Source organism: Streptomyces sp. NPDC001020, from assembly GCF_053599115.1.
Genome location: NZ_JBSFLQ010000003.1, coordinates 16,687 through 31,574 on the forward strand (window position 1 = coordinate 16,687; position 14,888 = coordinate 31,574).

At 70.3% G+C, this 14,888-nt stretch carries 12 protein-coding genes; 7 read left to right on the forward strand and 5 right to left on the reverse strand.

Annotated features, from left to right (window positions below):
* Positions 1-353: 353 nt before the first annotated feature.
* The 3 genes from ACWDEX_RS03070 to ybaK all read left to right on the forward strand — a co-directional run bounded on the left by ACWDEX_RS03070 (position 354) and on the right by ybaK (position 3,300).
* Positions 354-1,934, forward strand: a complete 1,581-nt coding sequence (locus ACWDEX_RS03070; protein WP_450461393.1) for an oxidoreductase — start codon at positions 354-356, stop codon at positions 1,932-1,934.
* A gap of 83 nt (positions 1,935-2,017) precedes the next feature.
* Positions 2,018-2,758 carry an LON peptidase substrate-binding domain-containing protein gene (locus ACWDEX_RS03075; protein ID WP_450461394.1) on the forward strand — a complete coding sequence of 247 codons (741 nt, stop codon included), beginning with the start codon at positions 2,018-2,020 and terminating at the stop codon, positions 2,756-2,758.
* Positions 2,759-2,799: 41 nt separating this feature from the next.
* Positions 2,800-3,300, forward strand: coding sequence for a Cys-tRNA(Pro) deacylase (gene ybaK / locus ACWDEX_RS03080; protein WP_450461395.1), 501 nt, complete (start codon positions 2,800-2,802; stop codon positions 3,298-3,300).
* A 177-nt stretch (positions 3,301-3,477) separates the two neighbouring features.
* Here ybaK and ACWDEX_RS03085 read toward each other — a convergent pair whose 3' ends face one another.
* The 4 genes from ACWDEX_RS03085 to ACWDEX_RS03100 form a co-directional block, all read right to left on the reverse strand.
* Positions 3,478-4,164 carry an AAA family ATPase gene (locus tag ACWDEX_RS03085; protein WP_450461396.1) on the reverse strand — a complete coding sequence of 229 codons (687 nt, stop codon included), beginning with the start codon at positions 4,162-4,164 and terminating at the stop codon, positions 3,478-3,480.
* A 34-nt stretch (positions 4,165-4,198) separates the two neighbouring features.
* Entirely contained in the window at positions 4,199-5,017 is an 819-nt protein-coding gene (locus tag ACWDEX_RS03090) for an ABC transporter permease (protein ID WP_450461397.1), read from the reverse strand.
* An 82-nt stretch (positions 5,018-5,099) separates the two neighbouring features.
* On the reverse strand, positions 5,100-6,071 hold the full coding sequence (locus ACWDEX_RS03095) for an ABC transporter ATP-binding protein (RefSeq protein WP_450461645.1): 972 nt from the start codon (positions 6,069-6,071) through the stop codon (positions 5,100-5,102).
* A gap of 129 nt (positions 6,072-6,200) precedes the next feature.
* On the reverse strand, positions 6,201-7,412 hold the full coding sequence (locus tag ACWDEX_RS03100) for an NYN domain-containing protein (RefSeq protein ID WP_450461398.1): 1,212 nt from the start codon (positions 7,410-7,412) through the stop codon (positions 6,201-6,203).
* 222 nt (positions 7,413-7,634) lie between these two features.
* Here ACWDEX_RS03100 and ACWDEX_RS03105 point away from each other — a divergent pair, with 222 nt between their 5' ends.
* Entirely contained in the window at positions 7,635-7,814 is a 180-nt protein-coding gene (locus ACWDEX_RS03105; RefSeq protein WP_450461399.1) for a hypothetical protein, read from the forward strand.
* Positions 7,815-7,953: 139 nt separating this feature from the next.
* On the opposite strand, the gene dnaE is transcribed toward ACWDEX_RS03105, so the two are convergent.
* Positions 7,954-11,493 (reverse strand): DNA polymerase III subunit alpha, encoded by a 3,540-nt coding sequence (dnaE, locus tag ACWDEX_RS03110; RefSeq protein ID WP_450461400.1) that lies wholly within the window; start codon positions 11,491-11,493, stop codon positions 7,954-7,956.
* A gap of 359 nt (positions 11,494-11,852) precedes the next feature.
* On the opposite strand from dnaE, the gene ACWDEX_RS03115 reads away from it, so the two are divergent.
* The 3 genes from ACWDEX_RS03115 (at position 11,853) to ACWDEX_RS03125 (ending at position 14,852) form a co-directional block, all read left to right on the forward strand.
* Complete coding sequence (locus ACWDEX_RS03115) at positions 11,853-13,178, forward strand: DUF2252 domain-containing protein (RefSeq protein ID WP_450461401.1); 1,326 nt, start codon at positions 11,853-11,855, stop codon at positions 13,176-13,178.
* Between the two features lie 91 nt (positions 13,179-13,269).
* The gene (locus tag ACWDEX_RS03120) at positions 13,270-13,947 is read left to right on the forward strand and encodes a hypothetical protein (RefSeq protein ID WP_450461402.1); all 678 of its coding nucleotides are present in this window, start codon (positions 13,270-13,272) and stop codon (positions 13,945-13,947) included.
* Positions 13,948-14,027: 80 nt separating this feature from the next.
* Entirely contained in the window at positions 14,028-14,852 is an 825-nt protein-coding gene (locus ACWDEX_RS03125) for a thioredoxin domain-containing protein (protein WP_450461403.1), read from the forward strand.
* The last annotated feature ends 36 nt before the right edge of the window (positions 14,853-14,888 follow it).

The window sequence follows — 14,888 nt, forward strand, 5'->3', positions numbered from 1 at the left end:
GTGTGGACACGCCGGTGGCGTCCGTGACCCGGGGCACTGTGCGGCGGCGACCGGCGGGACACGGGCCGCAGCACGGCCGACGCGGACAGCGCCCCGGCACACCAGGCGAAGGTCGCGCCCCGGGACGGGCCGCGCGTGTCGCAGCCGGGCCCGAGCGGGGCGGGGGTGTCCCAGCCGCGGAACCCGGCGCGATGGCCGGATCCGGTGGTGCCCGGAGCACGGAACGTGGCCGGATCCCGGTGGCCGGTACAACGACCCGGAAGATCCCATTCACCCATCGCGTTCGACCCGTCACACAGCGGGCATGAACGGTCGTACACAACCCACGAGTAGCCGGGGAAGAAGGAAAAGCAGTGACCGAAGGTGCCGGCCTCAACGCCGTGGACCTGCCGGACGACCTGACCGCCACCGAGGCCGGGATGTGGCAGGCCTTCCGCAACGGCAGCGTGTACGACCTGCGCGTCGGGGACGCGACCGTGGACGATCCGCACGGTGGCCACCCCTGGGGCCCCGAGCGCAGCGTGCGGGCGCGGATGGTGGCGTGGCTGCTGCTGGACGGACCGCCCGCGCTGACGGGACGGGTCTCGTCGCTGAAGCTCACCGGCGTACAGATCACGGACACGCTGGATCTCGCGGGCGGCACGGTCGTGCCGTACGTGGAGCTGAAGGGCTGCCGGTTCGAGAAGGAGATCCTCCTGCCGGAAGCCCGCTTCACGACCCTGCGGCTGGTGAACTGCTCGGTACCTCGGCTGGAGGCGGCGCGGGTGCAGACGGAGGGCGATCTGCATCTGCCGCGCTGCCGGTTCCAGGGCGGCGTACGGCTCACCGACGCGCACATCGGCACCGACCTCCTGCTCAACCAGGCCGTCGTCTACCGCGACCGCCGCGGGCGCTCGATCACCGCGGACGGGCTGACGGTCGGACAGGACCTGCAGGCCGAGATGCTCGAGTCGCACGGCGAACTGAGCCTGCGCAGCGCCAAGGTCGGTGTCTCGCTGAGCCTGCGCGGCGCGCGGCTGACCAACCCGTACACACGGCTGGCGCTGAACGCCCCTCAGCTGACCGTCGAGCGGACGCTGTACCTGACCCCGGCGGCCGTCGGTAATCCGCTGCTGACCAGCGGCACCACCCCGGCGCGCGGGACCCGGGTGCAGCGGTTCGAGTGCCGGGGCGGCATCCGGCTGGACGACGGACGGTTCGGGGACGCCGTCGACCTGGAGCGGGCCCTGTTCGTCCTCGACGACGACCAGGAGCTGTCGCTGCGCCGGGTCCAGACGCCCGAGCTGCGCTTCCTCGGCGAGCGGCCCGAACACGGCAAGGTGGTCATGTCGGGCGCGCGGACGGTGAACCTGGTCGACCGGTGGACGAGCTGGCCGAGCCTGGGCAACCTGCACATGGGCGGCTTCGCCTACGAGAGCCTCATCCCGCAGGACGCCTTCCCGCTCGCCCGGCGCGTGGAGTGGGTGGCGGCGGCGACCGCCGAGTACAACCCGGAGCCGTACGAGCGGCTGGCGGCCGTGCTGCGCAACTCCGGGGAGGACGAGGACGCGCGCGAGGTGCTGCTCGCCAAGCAGCGACGGCGCCGGGAGACACTCCCGCTCGCGGCCAAGCTGTGGGGGTACGCGCAGGACTGGACCGTCGCCTACGGCTACCGGCCCGGCCGAGCGGCGGTGTGGATGGCGGTGCTGTGGGCGGCGGCGTCGATCGCGTTCTCGCACGCGAGCCATCCACCGGTCAACAAGGACGGGCATCCGGCGTGGAACCCCTCCCTGCTCGCCCTGGACCTCCTGCTGCCGGTCATCGACCTCGGCCAGGCGGGCCAGTGGCAGCTGAGCGGACGCTGGCAGTGGGCGTCGACGGCGGTGATCCTGCTCGGCTGGACCCTGGCGACGACGGTCGCGGCGGGGGCGACAAGGCTGCTGCGGCGCGGCTGAGCGACGCGCAGCGCGGGCATCCGCCTTCCGTGGAGTGGGCACGCCGGACACACGCCCGCCCGGGACCATTAGGCTTTCGGGTCGTGACCACCGTCCGGCTCCCACTCTTCCCGCTGAACTCCGTGCTGTTCCCGGGGCTCGTTCTCCCGCTGAACGTCTTCGAGGAGCGCTATCGCGCCCTGATGCGCGACCTGCTGAAGACCCCCGAGGACGAACCGCGCCGCTTCGCCGTCGTGGCCATCCGCGACGGCCACGAGGTCGCGCCGAGCGCGCCCGGCATGCCGGACCCGACCCCCCTGTCCTCCCGCGGGCCCGCGGCGGGCTTCGGCCCCGACCCGGTCAAGGCGTTCCACTCGGTGGGCTGTATCGCGGACGCGGCGACGATCCGGGAGCGGACCGATGGCACGTTCGAGGTGCTGGCGACGGGCACCACGCGGGTCCGCCTTCTCTCGGTGGACGCGTCGGGCGCTTATCTGACGGCCGAGCTGGAGGAGCTGCCGGAGGAGCCGGGCGACGAGGCGGGCGCGCTGGCCGAGGGGGTGCTGCGGGCGTTCCGCCAGTACCAGAAGCGGCTGGCGGGCGCACGGGAGAGGTCCCTGTCGACCGGCACGGAACTGCCGGACGAACCGGCGGTGGTGTCGTACCTGGTGGCAGCCGCGGTGATGCTGGACACGCCCACGAAACAGCGGCTGCTCCAGGCGCCGGACACCTCCTCCCGCCTCCGTGACGAGCTGAAACTGCTGCGCGCGGAGACGGCGATCATCCGCAGCCTGCCGTCGTTGCCGGCGTCGGACCTGACGCGGGGTCCGACGAGCCTCAACTGAGGCAGGAGCCGATTCGACCGTCCGGGAGGACGCAGACACCTATGGCCAAGAAGTCGAAGAAACAACAGCAGGGAGGGACCCCGGCGACGGTGGCGCTGGCGGCGGCCGGGGTGGATTTCACGGTCCACTCCTACGACCATGATCCGTCGCACCCCTCCTACGGCGAGGAGGCGGCCGAGGCGATGGGGGTCTCCCCCGACCGGGTCTTCAAGACACTGGTGGCGGACGTGGACGGCGCGCTGGTGGTCGGAGTGGTCCCGGTGGCGGGCTCCCTGGACCTGAAGGCACTGGCGACGGCCGTGGGCGGCAAACGGGCGGCGATGGCGGACCCGGCGCTCGCCGAGCGCACGACGGGCTACGTACGCGGCGGCATCTCGCCCCTGGGCCAGCGCAAGAAGCTGCGCACGGTTCTGGACGAGTCGGCGTCGTCACACGCCACGATCTGTGTCTCGGCGGGCCGCCGGGGCCTGGAAGTGGAACTGTCCCCGGCGGACCTGGCGAAGCTCACGCAAGCGGCCCTGGCCCCGATCGGACGGGCCTGACCACTCGACGAACGGCCCGTCCTCAGCTAGTACGGAAATATGTCGAAGAGGACGCGCAAGCGTAAATGGCGCATGAAGAAGGGCCACGCGAATCACGGCCACCGCCCGGCGTGACCACGCCACCACTCCGGCGCCGGACAGCCCCTCGGCTGCTCCGGCGCTGAAGGAGGTTCTCGCTCATACCGGCGGTGGTGGGGCCGAATACGGTGGTGCGTAGGGATGCGGATCCCGCGGGCCGAAGAGCGCCGTCAGCCCGAGGTGGACCACCAGCGCGGTGATCGGCCACGCGAGCAACGCCCCCTTCGCCCCCAGTTTCAACGGCGCGGAGAACGTCACCCCCTTGCCCACGGCTTTCGCATGCGCGACCACGTCCTGCGTGGGCCCCAGCCAGATCCCCACCCGCCAGGCGAGCAGCGAACCGAGCAGTGCGCCCACGCCGAGCGCCACCACCAGCGGCACCCCGCCGCGCTTCCGGACCAGGAAGACGACCAGTGCGCTGACCAGTCCGAAGCCGAGCGCGAGCAGCGTGAACGTGGCGTCCACCCCGATGGCCTGCTCCCCCTCGGAGTCCTTCAGGTAGACGACCCAGTTCTTGTTGACCAAGCTCCCCACCAGCGGCAGACTCGGCGCCAGCCACGACCACAGCGCACCGAGGAGCGCCCCGGCGAGCGCGACGCACACCGCGATGACGGCGGCCTCCCGCATCTCGGTCCTCATCCCGGGCCCGCCGTCCCCGTACAGGGACGTGGCGCCGTGCGGGGCGGGCCCCGCCATCGGCGGGGCGAACGCCGCTTGCCACGCGTCGTCCGGAGAAGACTGCGGGCGCTGTTCATGCGGCGGAGGCGGATTCAACGGAGCGGTCACCTTCACATCCTGCCAGGCGTGGCGGTCGGCGGCGTCATCGGACGGCCGCCCTGCGGTACGCCCAGGTCGCCAGGGCGAGCGAGGCCACCCCGACCACGCCGCACACGGCCAGGTCACCGAAGACGGCCGCCCAGTCCGGGTGCTCGTCAAAGGTCCGGGCAAACGCCTCCACACCGTACGTGGACGGCAGCAGGTCCCGCACGAGTTGCACGGATTCCGGCATCCGGTGGGCCGGCAGGACGCCCAGCAGCAGTGCCGCCGACATGCCCAACTGCCCGAGCAGTGTGGCCAGTTCGGGTCGTGGTGCGAGCAGTCCGAGGGCGGCCCCGAGCCCGGACAACGCGGCCCCGGAGAGCGGGATCACCGCCGCCAGCACCCACAGGTGGGCCATCGGCAGCCCGAAAAGCACACTCCCGAAGACGGCGGTCACCACGGCCCCGGGCACCGTGAACGAGGCGTACGCCCCCGCCGCCCCCAGCACCACCGCGGCGGCCGGCACCGGCAGCGTGGCGTAGTGGTCGAGGCCGCCGCTGCTCCGCAGCTGGCCGAAGTACTGTGCCAGTAGGTTCAGCCCGACGTAGGCGACCACCAGCACAGACGATCCGGCGACCACCGACCGCGCGTCGCCTCCGCCGTCCACGACCCCGCGCATCATGACCATGATGCCGATCGACTGGAAGGTCGCCACGAACAGCAACGGGATCCGCGCGACCCGCGCCCGGGACAGTTGGGCCCGGTACACGGCGGCGAGTGACGGCCACAGGCGCGCCCTCGGCCCGAGGACCGCCTCGTCCCCGACACCGCCCACCGCCGCCTGGGCGCCGGGCAGAACCTTGGCGGGTACGACACTCACGTCGTGCTGCTCCTCTTCGCTTCTGCCACCGCTCCGTCCCCCCTGGACGCGACGCTCCCCACGGATACGACGATCCGCGCGCTCATGCCTTCACCAGCCCCTGAGCGCTGCCCCCGAGCGCCAGATAGACATCTTCCAGGCTCGGCGTGGCCAGCGTGAAGTCGTCGAGGGCGGCGAAGGCGGCGCCCCCGGTCACGGTGGCGACGGCCGCGCGCGCCTCCTCGGGAGCCATCCGCAGCGACCAGCGGCGCCCGGACTCGACGGCCCGGGCGCGCAGTGCCCCGACCTCGGGCACCTCCAGCGGCGCCCGCTCGCGCCACACGAGTTCGACACGCACCTCGCCGGCGACCCGCTCCTTGAGCCCGGCAGGGGTGTCACAGGCGATGACGCGGCCCTGGTCGAGAACGGCGACCCGGTCGAGGACCGTCTCCGCCTCGATGACGTTGTGGGTGACCAGCAAGACGGTCGTCCCGCGCTCCGCACGCCGCCGGTCCACGGCGGCCCAGACGGCACGCCGGGCGACGGGGTCCATACCGGTGGTGGGCTCGTCGAGCACCAGCAGGGGCCGCTCCCCCACGAGTGCGGCGGCGAAGCAGGCGAGCCGACGCTGACCGCCCGAGAGCTTCTTGAGGGGCCGTGAGGCGATCGGCGCGAGCCCGAGCTCGTCGAGGACCGCGTCCCGCTCCTCGCGCGCCTGGCGCAGGTCGAGCCCGCGCAGCCGCCCGGTGGTCTCGGCCGCGAGCGAGACGGTCAGCTCGTCGAGCGCCGTGGACTCCTGTCCGAGGTAGGCAAGGATCTGCGCGGCACGCTCGGGGTGGCGCACGATGTCGTGTCCGAGGATCTCCACGCTGCCGTGGTCCGGCCGCATCAGCCCGGTCAGCTGGCGCACGAGGGTGGACTTGCCGGCGCCGTTCGGTCCGAGCAGGCCGAAGACCTCACCGCGCCGGATGTCCAGCCGCACGTCGTCGGTGGCCCGCACCTCGGGCGTCCCGGGCGTGCCCCGCCGGCCGCGTACCGCCGGATAGGTCTTGGTCAGCCCGCGCACGGCGCACACGACCCCACGACTGAGCGGATTCGTCTGTGCCCTGCGCGTACTCACAAGGGACGAGGGTACGGGGTGCCGCGCGGTGAACGGTTCCCGGGGCTGGTCGCCTGCCGGGGCCCGATGCCCCGACAGACGGCCCTAGTCGCCGGTCGGGGAATGCTCCGACGCCGTGAGCTGGTCGATCTCCCGCCAGAAGCCCGCCCGGATCGCGTACCGGTCGTGCTCGTCGATCTGGTCATCCTTGTGGGCGAGCAACCCGAAGCGGGCCGCGTACCGCAGCAGTTCGCCGTCGATGCGGTGTGGAACCCGCGGATACATGCCCGACAGTCTCTGCAGGTGCGACGGGTCGGTAAGTCGCCCGATCCACCGTCGCGCGAAGACCTGTCCCACCTCGTAGGGGTCACCACCGACCGTGGTGATGTCCTCCTCCCGGTCGGCCCACCGCTGCTCGGCGGTCGTCAACTGGGCCAGCGTCGGCAGGAAGGCGGCCTCGGGTGACTCCGCCGCGGGCCGGTCCACCCACCCCTTGTCGGACGACCACCGCAGCGTCGCCCCGGCAGGCTGCTGCACGGCGTGCGTCCCGGGCGCCCGCAGGGCCGCCAGGTCCTTCGGTGTCGGTACGCCCTTGGGTGTCGGCATCCGCTCCTGGACGCCGTTCTGCGCGGCGGCCGGCGAGGTGTGCTCCGGCTCCTCGGCGGGCCGTTCCGTCGCGGCCGCCAGCGCCGACTCGGGCAGCGGCGCCGACAGGATCGCGGCGATCTCCGGACGCGGCGCCGGCGGGGGCGCGCACACCCCGCCCAGTTCCTTGGCCCGTACGGCCCTGGTGATCCACGCCCGGTCGAGCACCCTGCGTTCGTCGGCCTCGGCGACCAGGTCCTCGGACTGGTTGTAGTCGCCGTCCGCGGCCTGCACGGCCCACAGGTGCACGGCGACCCCGTGCTCCTTCGCGGCCATCATGCCCGGGAGCAGATCCCCGTCCCCGGTGACGAGCACGATGTCCGAGCACGCGCGGTTACGGGCCAGCTCGGTCAGCTCGGCGTGCATGGCGGCGTCGACGCCCTTCTGCGCCCACCGCCCGTCGCTGCGGGTCAGCGCGCCCAGGCGCACGGTCACCCGGGGCATCACACGCAGCCTGCGGTGCTCCGGCTGCGGCAGGCGGTCGGGGGCGCCGTCGAACCAGTAGATGCGCAGCAGCGGCCGCTGCGTTTCGGACTCGGCGCGCTCACGCAGCCCCATGATGAGGGAGGCGTGGTCGACGGTGATCCGCGACCTGGAGGGCTCCCCGGCGAGCAGGCTGGCGGCGGCCCCCAGCAGGTACCCGGCGTCCACCAGGACGATGCAGCGGTCCACGCGATCCACCCTCTTTCCGGGAGGTTTGCTTCGGGCTTGCTTCGAGTCTGCCCGACCGCGGCGAGGTTAACGGCCCGAACTCGATCATCGGCGTGGCGTATCGGGACAGATTGCCCCGACAACCCTTGTCACACACGGTAATTGTCCGACATGCGCCTGTTGTCGGCCTGTGTGAATCTGGTCCCGGCCCTGGCCCCTAGACCCCGCACAGGAGGCATCACCATGGCCAAGAACAAGAACCGCAAGCAGACCGCCCCCCAGAGCCGTTCCTCGCAGACCGAGAAGGCACAGGAGCCGGCAGAGCGGTCCGCCCCGGAGGCGCACCAGTCCCCGGTCACGCAGACCCAGGGCGGCCCCGCGGATGTTGCTCGTAAGCAGCAGAAGCGCTTCGGCCACAACTGAGGCCGGAATTCGGGCGCGTGATGTGTTTCCGGACCATGACCCCGGACCCCGGCCGGTGGGGCTGCTGAAGCCCGGGCACACGCGCAGGGGCGCACCCGACAACGGGTGCGCCCCTCACATGCCTTGCCGCTCTAGGTGATCAGCCAGCCAGACAGGACGGGCCGAGCAGGACCTTGAGATCGCCGTAGAGCGCCGGGTCCGGCTTCACCCGGTGCCGGTCCAGTCGCAGGACGGTCGTCTTGCGCGGCCCCTGGAGCTTGATCCGCACTTCGCTGTCGCCCTTGTGCTGGCTGAGGATCTCGCCGAGGCGGCTCACCATCGGCGGGGTGACCTTCATCGCCGGGATGGTGAGCACCACGGGCGCGTTGGTGCCCGCGGCGGACAGGTCCGGGACCATGAGTTCCATCGCGACGAGCCGCGGCACGTCCTCGCGTTTGTCGAGGCGGCCCTTGACGAACACCACGGCGTCCTCGACGAGTTGGGTGGACACCAACTGGTAGGTCGCCGGGAAGAACATGCACTCGATGGAGCCGGCCAGGTCCTCCACGGTGGCGATCGCCCAGGCGTTGCCCTGCTTGGTCATCTTGCGCTGCAGGCCCGAGATGATGCCGCCGATGGTCACCACTGCGCCGTCCGCGTGCTCGCCGCCGGTGAGCTGGGCGATGCCGGCGTCGGCCTTGTCGGACAGCACGTGCTCCAGGCCGAAGAGCGGGTGGTCGGACACGTAGAGACCGAGCATCTCCCGCTCCTGGGCGAGCAGATACGTCTTGTCCCACTCCTCGTCGGTGAAGACGACGTCCAGGCCGAAGCCGGGCTCGCTGCTCTGCTCCTCGCCCATGCCGCCGAAGAGGTCGAACTGGCCCTCGGCCTCCTTGCGCTTGACCGCGACCACGTTGTCGATCATCGGCTCGTACTGCGCGGTCAGGCCCTTGCGGGTGTGGCCCATGGTGTCGAAGGCACCGGCCTTGATCAGTGATTCCGTGGTGCGCTTGTTGCAGACCACCGCCTCGACCTTGTCGAGGTAGTCCGGGAAGGACGCGTACTTCCCCTTGGCCTTGCGGCACTTGATGATCGACTCGACGACGTTGGTACCGACGTTGCGGACGGCGGAGAGGCCGAAGAGGATCACGTCGTCGCCCTGGGCGGCGAAGTTGGACTCGGACTCGTTGACGTTCGGCGGAAGCACCTTGATGCCCATACGGCGGCATTCGTTGAGGTAGACGGCCGACTTGTCCTTGTCGTCCTTGACCGAGGTCAGCAGGGCCGCCATGTACTCGGCGGGGTGGTTCGCCTTCAGGTAGGCGGTCCAGTAGGAGACCAGCCCGTACGCCGCGGAGTGCGCCTTGTTGAAGGCGTAGCCGGCGAACGGGACCAGCACGTCCCACAGGGCCTGGATCGCCTCGTCGCTGAAGCCCTTGTTGCGGGCACCGGACTGGAAGATGGTGAAGTTCTTCGCCAGTTCCTCGGGCTTCTTCTTGCCCATCACACGCCGCAGTACGTCGGCCTCGCCGAGTGTGTAGCCCGCGATGATCTGGGCGGCCTTCTGCACCTGCTCCTGGTAGACGATCAGGCCGTAAGTGACGTCCAGGACCTCCTTGAGCGGCTCCTCCAGCTCCGGGTGGATCGGTGTGATCTCCTGCTGGCCGTTCTTGCGCAGCGCGTAGTTGGTGTGGGAGTTCATGCCCATCGGGCCCGGCCGGTACAGGGCCGACACGGCGGAGATGTCCTCGAAGTTGTCCGGCTTCATCAGCCGCAGCAACGAGCGCATGGGGCCGCCGTCGAACTGGAAGACGCCGAGCGTGTCGCCGCGCTGGAGCAGCTCGAAGGTCGTGGGGTCGTCCAGCGGCAGCCCCAGCAGGTCGATGTCGAGATCCTTGTTGGACTTCACCATCTTGACGGCGTCGTCCATGATCGTCAGGTTGCGCAGGCCGAGGAAGTCCATCTTCAGCAGGCCGAGCGACTCGCAGCTCGGGTAGTCCCACTGGGTGATGGTGACGCCGTCGGTGTGCCGGACCCAGACGGGCACATGATCGGTGATGGTCTCGCTGGACATGATCACGCCGGCGGCGTGCACGCCCATCTGCCGCACCAGGCCCTCGACACCCTTGGCGGTGTCGATGACCTTCTTCACGTCCGGCTCGTTCTCGTACATCCCGCGCACCTCGCCGGCCTCCGAGTAGCGCGGGTGGTTCGGGTCGGTGATGCCGGACAGCGGGATGCCCTTGCCGAGGACGTCGGCGGGCATGGCCTTGGTGATGCGGTCGCCCATCGCGTACGGGTAGCCCAACACGCGCGCGGAGTCCTTGATCGCGTTCTTGGCCTTGATGGTGCCGTACGTGCCGATCATGGCGACCTTGTCGGCGCCGTACTTCTCCGTCACATACCTGATCACCTCGACGCGCCGACGCTCGTCGAAGTCGATGTCGACATCGGGCATCGAGATGCGCTCGGGGTTGAGGAACCGCTCGAAGATCAGACCGTGCGGGATCGGGTCGAGGTCGGTGATGCCCATGGCGTAGGCGACGATCGAGCCCGCCGCGGAGCCTCGGCCGGGGCCGACCGCGATGCCGTTGTTCTTGGCCCACATGATGAAGTCGGCGACCACGAGGAAGTAGCCCGGGAACCCCATCGAGATGATGACGTCCATCTCGTAGTCCGCCTGCTTCTGGCGGTCCTCGGGGACGCCGCCCGGGAAGCGGCGCTCCATGCCGCGGCGGACCTCCTCCTTGAACCAGGTGACCTCGGTGTAGCCCTCGGGGATGTCGAACTTGGGCATGAGGTCGCGCTTCTCGAACATGCCCGTGGTGTCGATCTGCTCGGCCACCAGAAGGGTGTTGCGGCAGCCCTCCTGCCAGGCGTCCGAGGAGTCGATGGCGTACATCTCGTCCGTGGACTTCAGGTAGTAGCCGGTGCCGTCGAACTTGAAGCGGTCCGGGTCGGAGAGGTTCTTGCCGGTCTGGATGCACAGCAGGGCGTCGTGGGCACCGGCCTCATGGGCGTAGGTGTAGTGCGAGTCGTTCGTGACCAGCGGCGGGATGCCGAGCTTCTTGCCGATCTCCAGCAGGCCGTCGCGGACCCGGCGCTCGATCTCGATGCCGTGGTCCATCAGCTCCAGGAAGTAACGGTCCTTGCCGAAGATGTCCTGGTACTCGGCGGCCGACTTCAGGGCCTCGTCGAACTGACCGAGCCGCAGCCGGGTCTGCAGCTCGCCGGAGGGGCAGCCGGTGGAGGCGATGAGCCCCTCGGACCACTGGGCGATGGTCTCCTTGTCCATACGCGGCCACTTCTGCAGCCAGCCCTCGGCGTAGGCGTCGGAGGAGAGCCGGAAGAGGTTGTGCAGCCCCGTCTTGTTCGCCGCCCAGATCGTCTTGTGGGTGTAACCACCCGAACCGGAGATGTCATCCCGCTTCTGGTGCGGCTGGCCCCACCGGATCTTTCGCTTGTTGCGCCGCGACTCGGGGGCGACATACGCCTCGATTCCGATGATCGGAGTGATCCCGGCCTTCTTCGCGGAATGGAAGAAGTCGTACGCCCCGTGGAGGTTGCCGTGGTCGGACATGGCAATGTGCGTCATGTCCATCTCAGCGCAGGCGTTGAACATGTCCTTCAGCCGCGCGGCACCGTCCAGCAGCGAGTACTGGGTGTGGACGTGCAGGTGCGTGAACGGCGGCTTTGACACGGCTGGAGCCTCCAAATGGCAGGTGGGGCGCGAAGCGCCTCGTTGAGGGGCGGTGGTCGGGTGACGGGCGGGCGTGTGCGGTGCGTCGCGCCGCGTTCCGGGGCGTGGTCGGGCGACGGGCGGGCGCACCTCGACGGGGTCCACGGGCTGCGGACAGTCCGGGGGACAGCCTCGAAGTCTATGCCTCGGCACCGACATCCGATGTGGATACCGTGGCGCGGTGCACCTCCGGACACGTGTCCTGTCCCCCGTGTCTCCGTACGAGGGTGTGGGGCACTCACGCGTACCGTCGTCCGTTGGAAGAGCGCGAAGATCCGTTCCCGTCGTCATGCATCACCTGCACCTGGAGGCACCCAGCGATGTCGGTTCCGCAGCTCAGCGCCGAGCACCGCGGCGAGGAGATCCTCACCGTCTTCGACACCGCCTTCGGCGAGCTGCTCGCCGCCGACCCGGCCGCGTGCCGCGTGACGTTCCGCAGGATGGCGGCCTCCGCCTCCGCGTTCTACCGGGGCACGGCGTGCCTCTTCTACCACGACCTCGACGCCGAGAAGCGTGGCGGCCCGTACCTTGACGAGCGCAGCTCGCGCGTGTGGATCCACGGCGACCTGCACGCCGAGAGCTTCGGCACGTACATGGACGCCACGGGCCGCCTGGTCTTCAGCGTGAACGCTTTCGACGAGGCGTACGTCGGCCCCTTCACCTGGGACCTGAAGCGCTTCGCCGCCTCGGTGGCGCTGATCGGGTACGGGAAGGCCCTCGGCGACGAGCAGATCAGCAGCCTGGTCGGCCTCTACGCGGCGGCCTACCGCGAGCGCATCCACGCCCTGGCGACGGGGGCCAAGAGCGACGAGGTGCCGCCCTTCACCCTGGAGACCGCCCAGGGGCCGTTGCTGGACACGCTGCGCGACGCCCGCTCGCTGACCCGCTCCGGGCTGCTGGACTCGATGACCGAGATCCGCGACTTCGAGCGCCGCTTCGCTCCGGGCGGCGGCTCCGTCGAGCTGGACGCGGCCACGCGCTACAAGGTGCTGGCGGCCTTCGACGGCTATCTGGAGACGCTGCCGGAGTCGTCGCTGGCGCGCCCGGAGTCGTACCGCGTGAAGGACGTCGCCGGCCACCGCGGCATCGGTATCGGGTCCGCGGGGCTGCCGTCGTACAACATCCTCCTGGAGGGCAGCAGCGATGCCCTGGAGGACGACGTGGTGATCTCCATCGAGCAGGCCCGGGTCCCGGCCGTCTCCCGTCACATCACGGACCCGGCGATCCGCGAGCACTTCCAGCACGAGGGCCACCGCACGGTGGTCTCCCAGCGCGCCCTGCAGTCGTACGCCGACCCGTGGCTGGGCTGGACCGAGCTGGACGGCGCGGGACGGCTGGTCGCCGAGGTGTCGCCGTACGCCGTGGACCTCGACTGGGGCGACCTCGACGACCCGGAGGAGATCGCCTCGGTGGTCGCCGACTTGGGCCGGGCCACCGCCACCATGCACGCGGCGGCGGACGACCGTGCCGGCGAGTCCCTGGTGCCCTTCTCCACGGAGCGGGCCATCGACGCGGCGATCGCCGCCGACGAGGCCGGCTTCGCGGACCTGCTGGTGGACTTCGCTCACGAGTACGGCGCACGGGCGCGTGCCGACCACCAGATCTTCGTCGACCTGTTCCGTGACGGCCGGATCCCCGGCCTGTGAGCTCTCTCGATCACTCCCGCACAACGCTCCCGTAACGCATGGCAATCCTTTAAGGAGCCCTTACGGGAGCGCGTGGGACACTCTCCCCGCTATGGACATATCCGGGATCCAGCTCAGAGCCGTACGCGCGGCGCTGTTCACGGCCGTGGTCGTGACGCTCAGCACCGCGTCGCACGTGCTGCTGTCGGAGGTCCCGTTGCCGCTGGGGACGGTGGCCGCGGTCGCCATCACCGTCTTCGTCGTGGCGTACGCGCTGGCGGGCCGTGAGCGCGGCTTCGGGAAGATCGCCGCCCTGCTGATCCCGCTGGAACTGGCCGCCGACACGGTGTTCACCACGGGCCAGCACGCCTGCTACGGCAGCGCGGGCGGCCCGGTCACCGGCCCACTGCGCTCGGTCGGCCTGGACGTCCTGTGCAGCGGCAGGAGCGTGGGCACCCCGCTCACGGGCGGCACCGACCGCGTCGCGGCGCTGCTCACGCACGCCGACCCGGCGACCGCCTGGCTGCTGCTCGCCGCCCATGTGGGCGTGGGGCTCCTGGCGACCGCCTGGCTGCGCCGAGGAGAGCGGGCGCTTGCCCAACTGCTGCGCGCGGTGGCCGCGACCACCTTCCGGCCGCTGCTGATCGCAGTCGCCGCAGTGGCGGTACGGCTGCTCGACCCGGTCTGCCGGGCGCCGCGCCCCGCACACCGCGTCGCCGTCGTCCGTAACCGTCTCTTCGTGCACTCCCTGGGGCTGCGGGGTCCGCCGCCCTCGGCCGCCTCGGTCTGAGGCATCCGAGCACCGGACACCCCTGCGTAACCCACCCATCCCGCGCACCACGCGTGCGCGCGTCCCATGGAGATCCCCCCATGAGCAAGCGGAACAACCAGGCGGCGAAGACGGCGGCCCGTGAGCGGCTGCGTCTGGAGCGCGAGCGCCAGGCCAAGCGCGACAAGACCAAGCGACAGCTCATCGTCGCGGGCACGGTCGTCGCCGTCCTGGCCGCCGCCGGCGGCATCGGCTACGCCGTCGTACAGAACAACAAGCCCGGCTACTGGGAGAGCGCGAAGGACAAGAAGCTCGTCAAGCCGGCCAACAGCACCGGCGCCGACGGCACGACCGTCGTCATCGGCAAGAGCACCGCCAAGAAGACGCTGGCGATGTACGAGGACCCGCGCTGCCCGGCCTGCGCCCAGCTCGAGCAGGGCGTGGGCTCCACGATCGAGAAGGACGTGGAGAAGGGCAAGTACAAGATCCAGTACGTCGGCGCGACCTTCCTCGACAACGGCCTGGGCGGCGAGGGGTCGAAGAACGCCCTGAGCGCCCTGGGTGCCGCTCTGAACGTCAGCCCCGAAGCGTTCCTGCAGTACAAGTCCGCCCTCTACTCGACGAAGTGGCACCCCGAGGAGACGGACGACAAGTTCAAGGACGACAGTTACCTGATCAAGGTGGCGAACACGGTCTCCGCCCTGAAGGACAACACAGAGTTCCAGCAGGCCGTGAAGGACGGCACCTACGACAAGTGGGCGCTGGTCATGAGCAAGCAGTTCGACGTGGGCGCCAAGAAGTACGGCTTCTCCGGAACGCCCTCGCTCGTCATGGACGGCAAGGTCATCAAGGACAGCAGCGGCCGGGGCGCCCCCGACACGGTGAGCTCCTTCAACGCCGCGATCGACGCGGCACTCAAGTCGTAATCCCGTTTCTCGAAAAATGGAGAAGGTCCCGGGTCG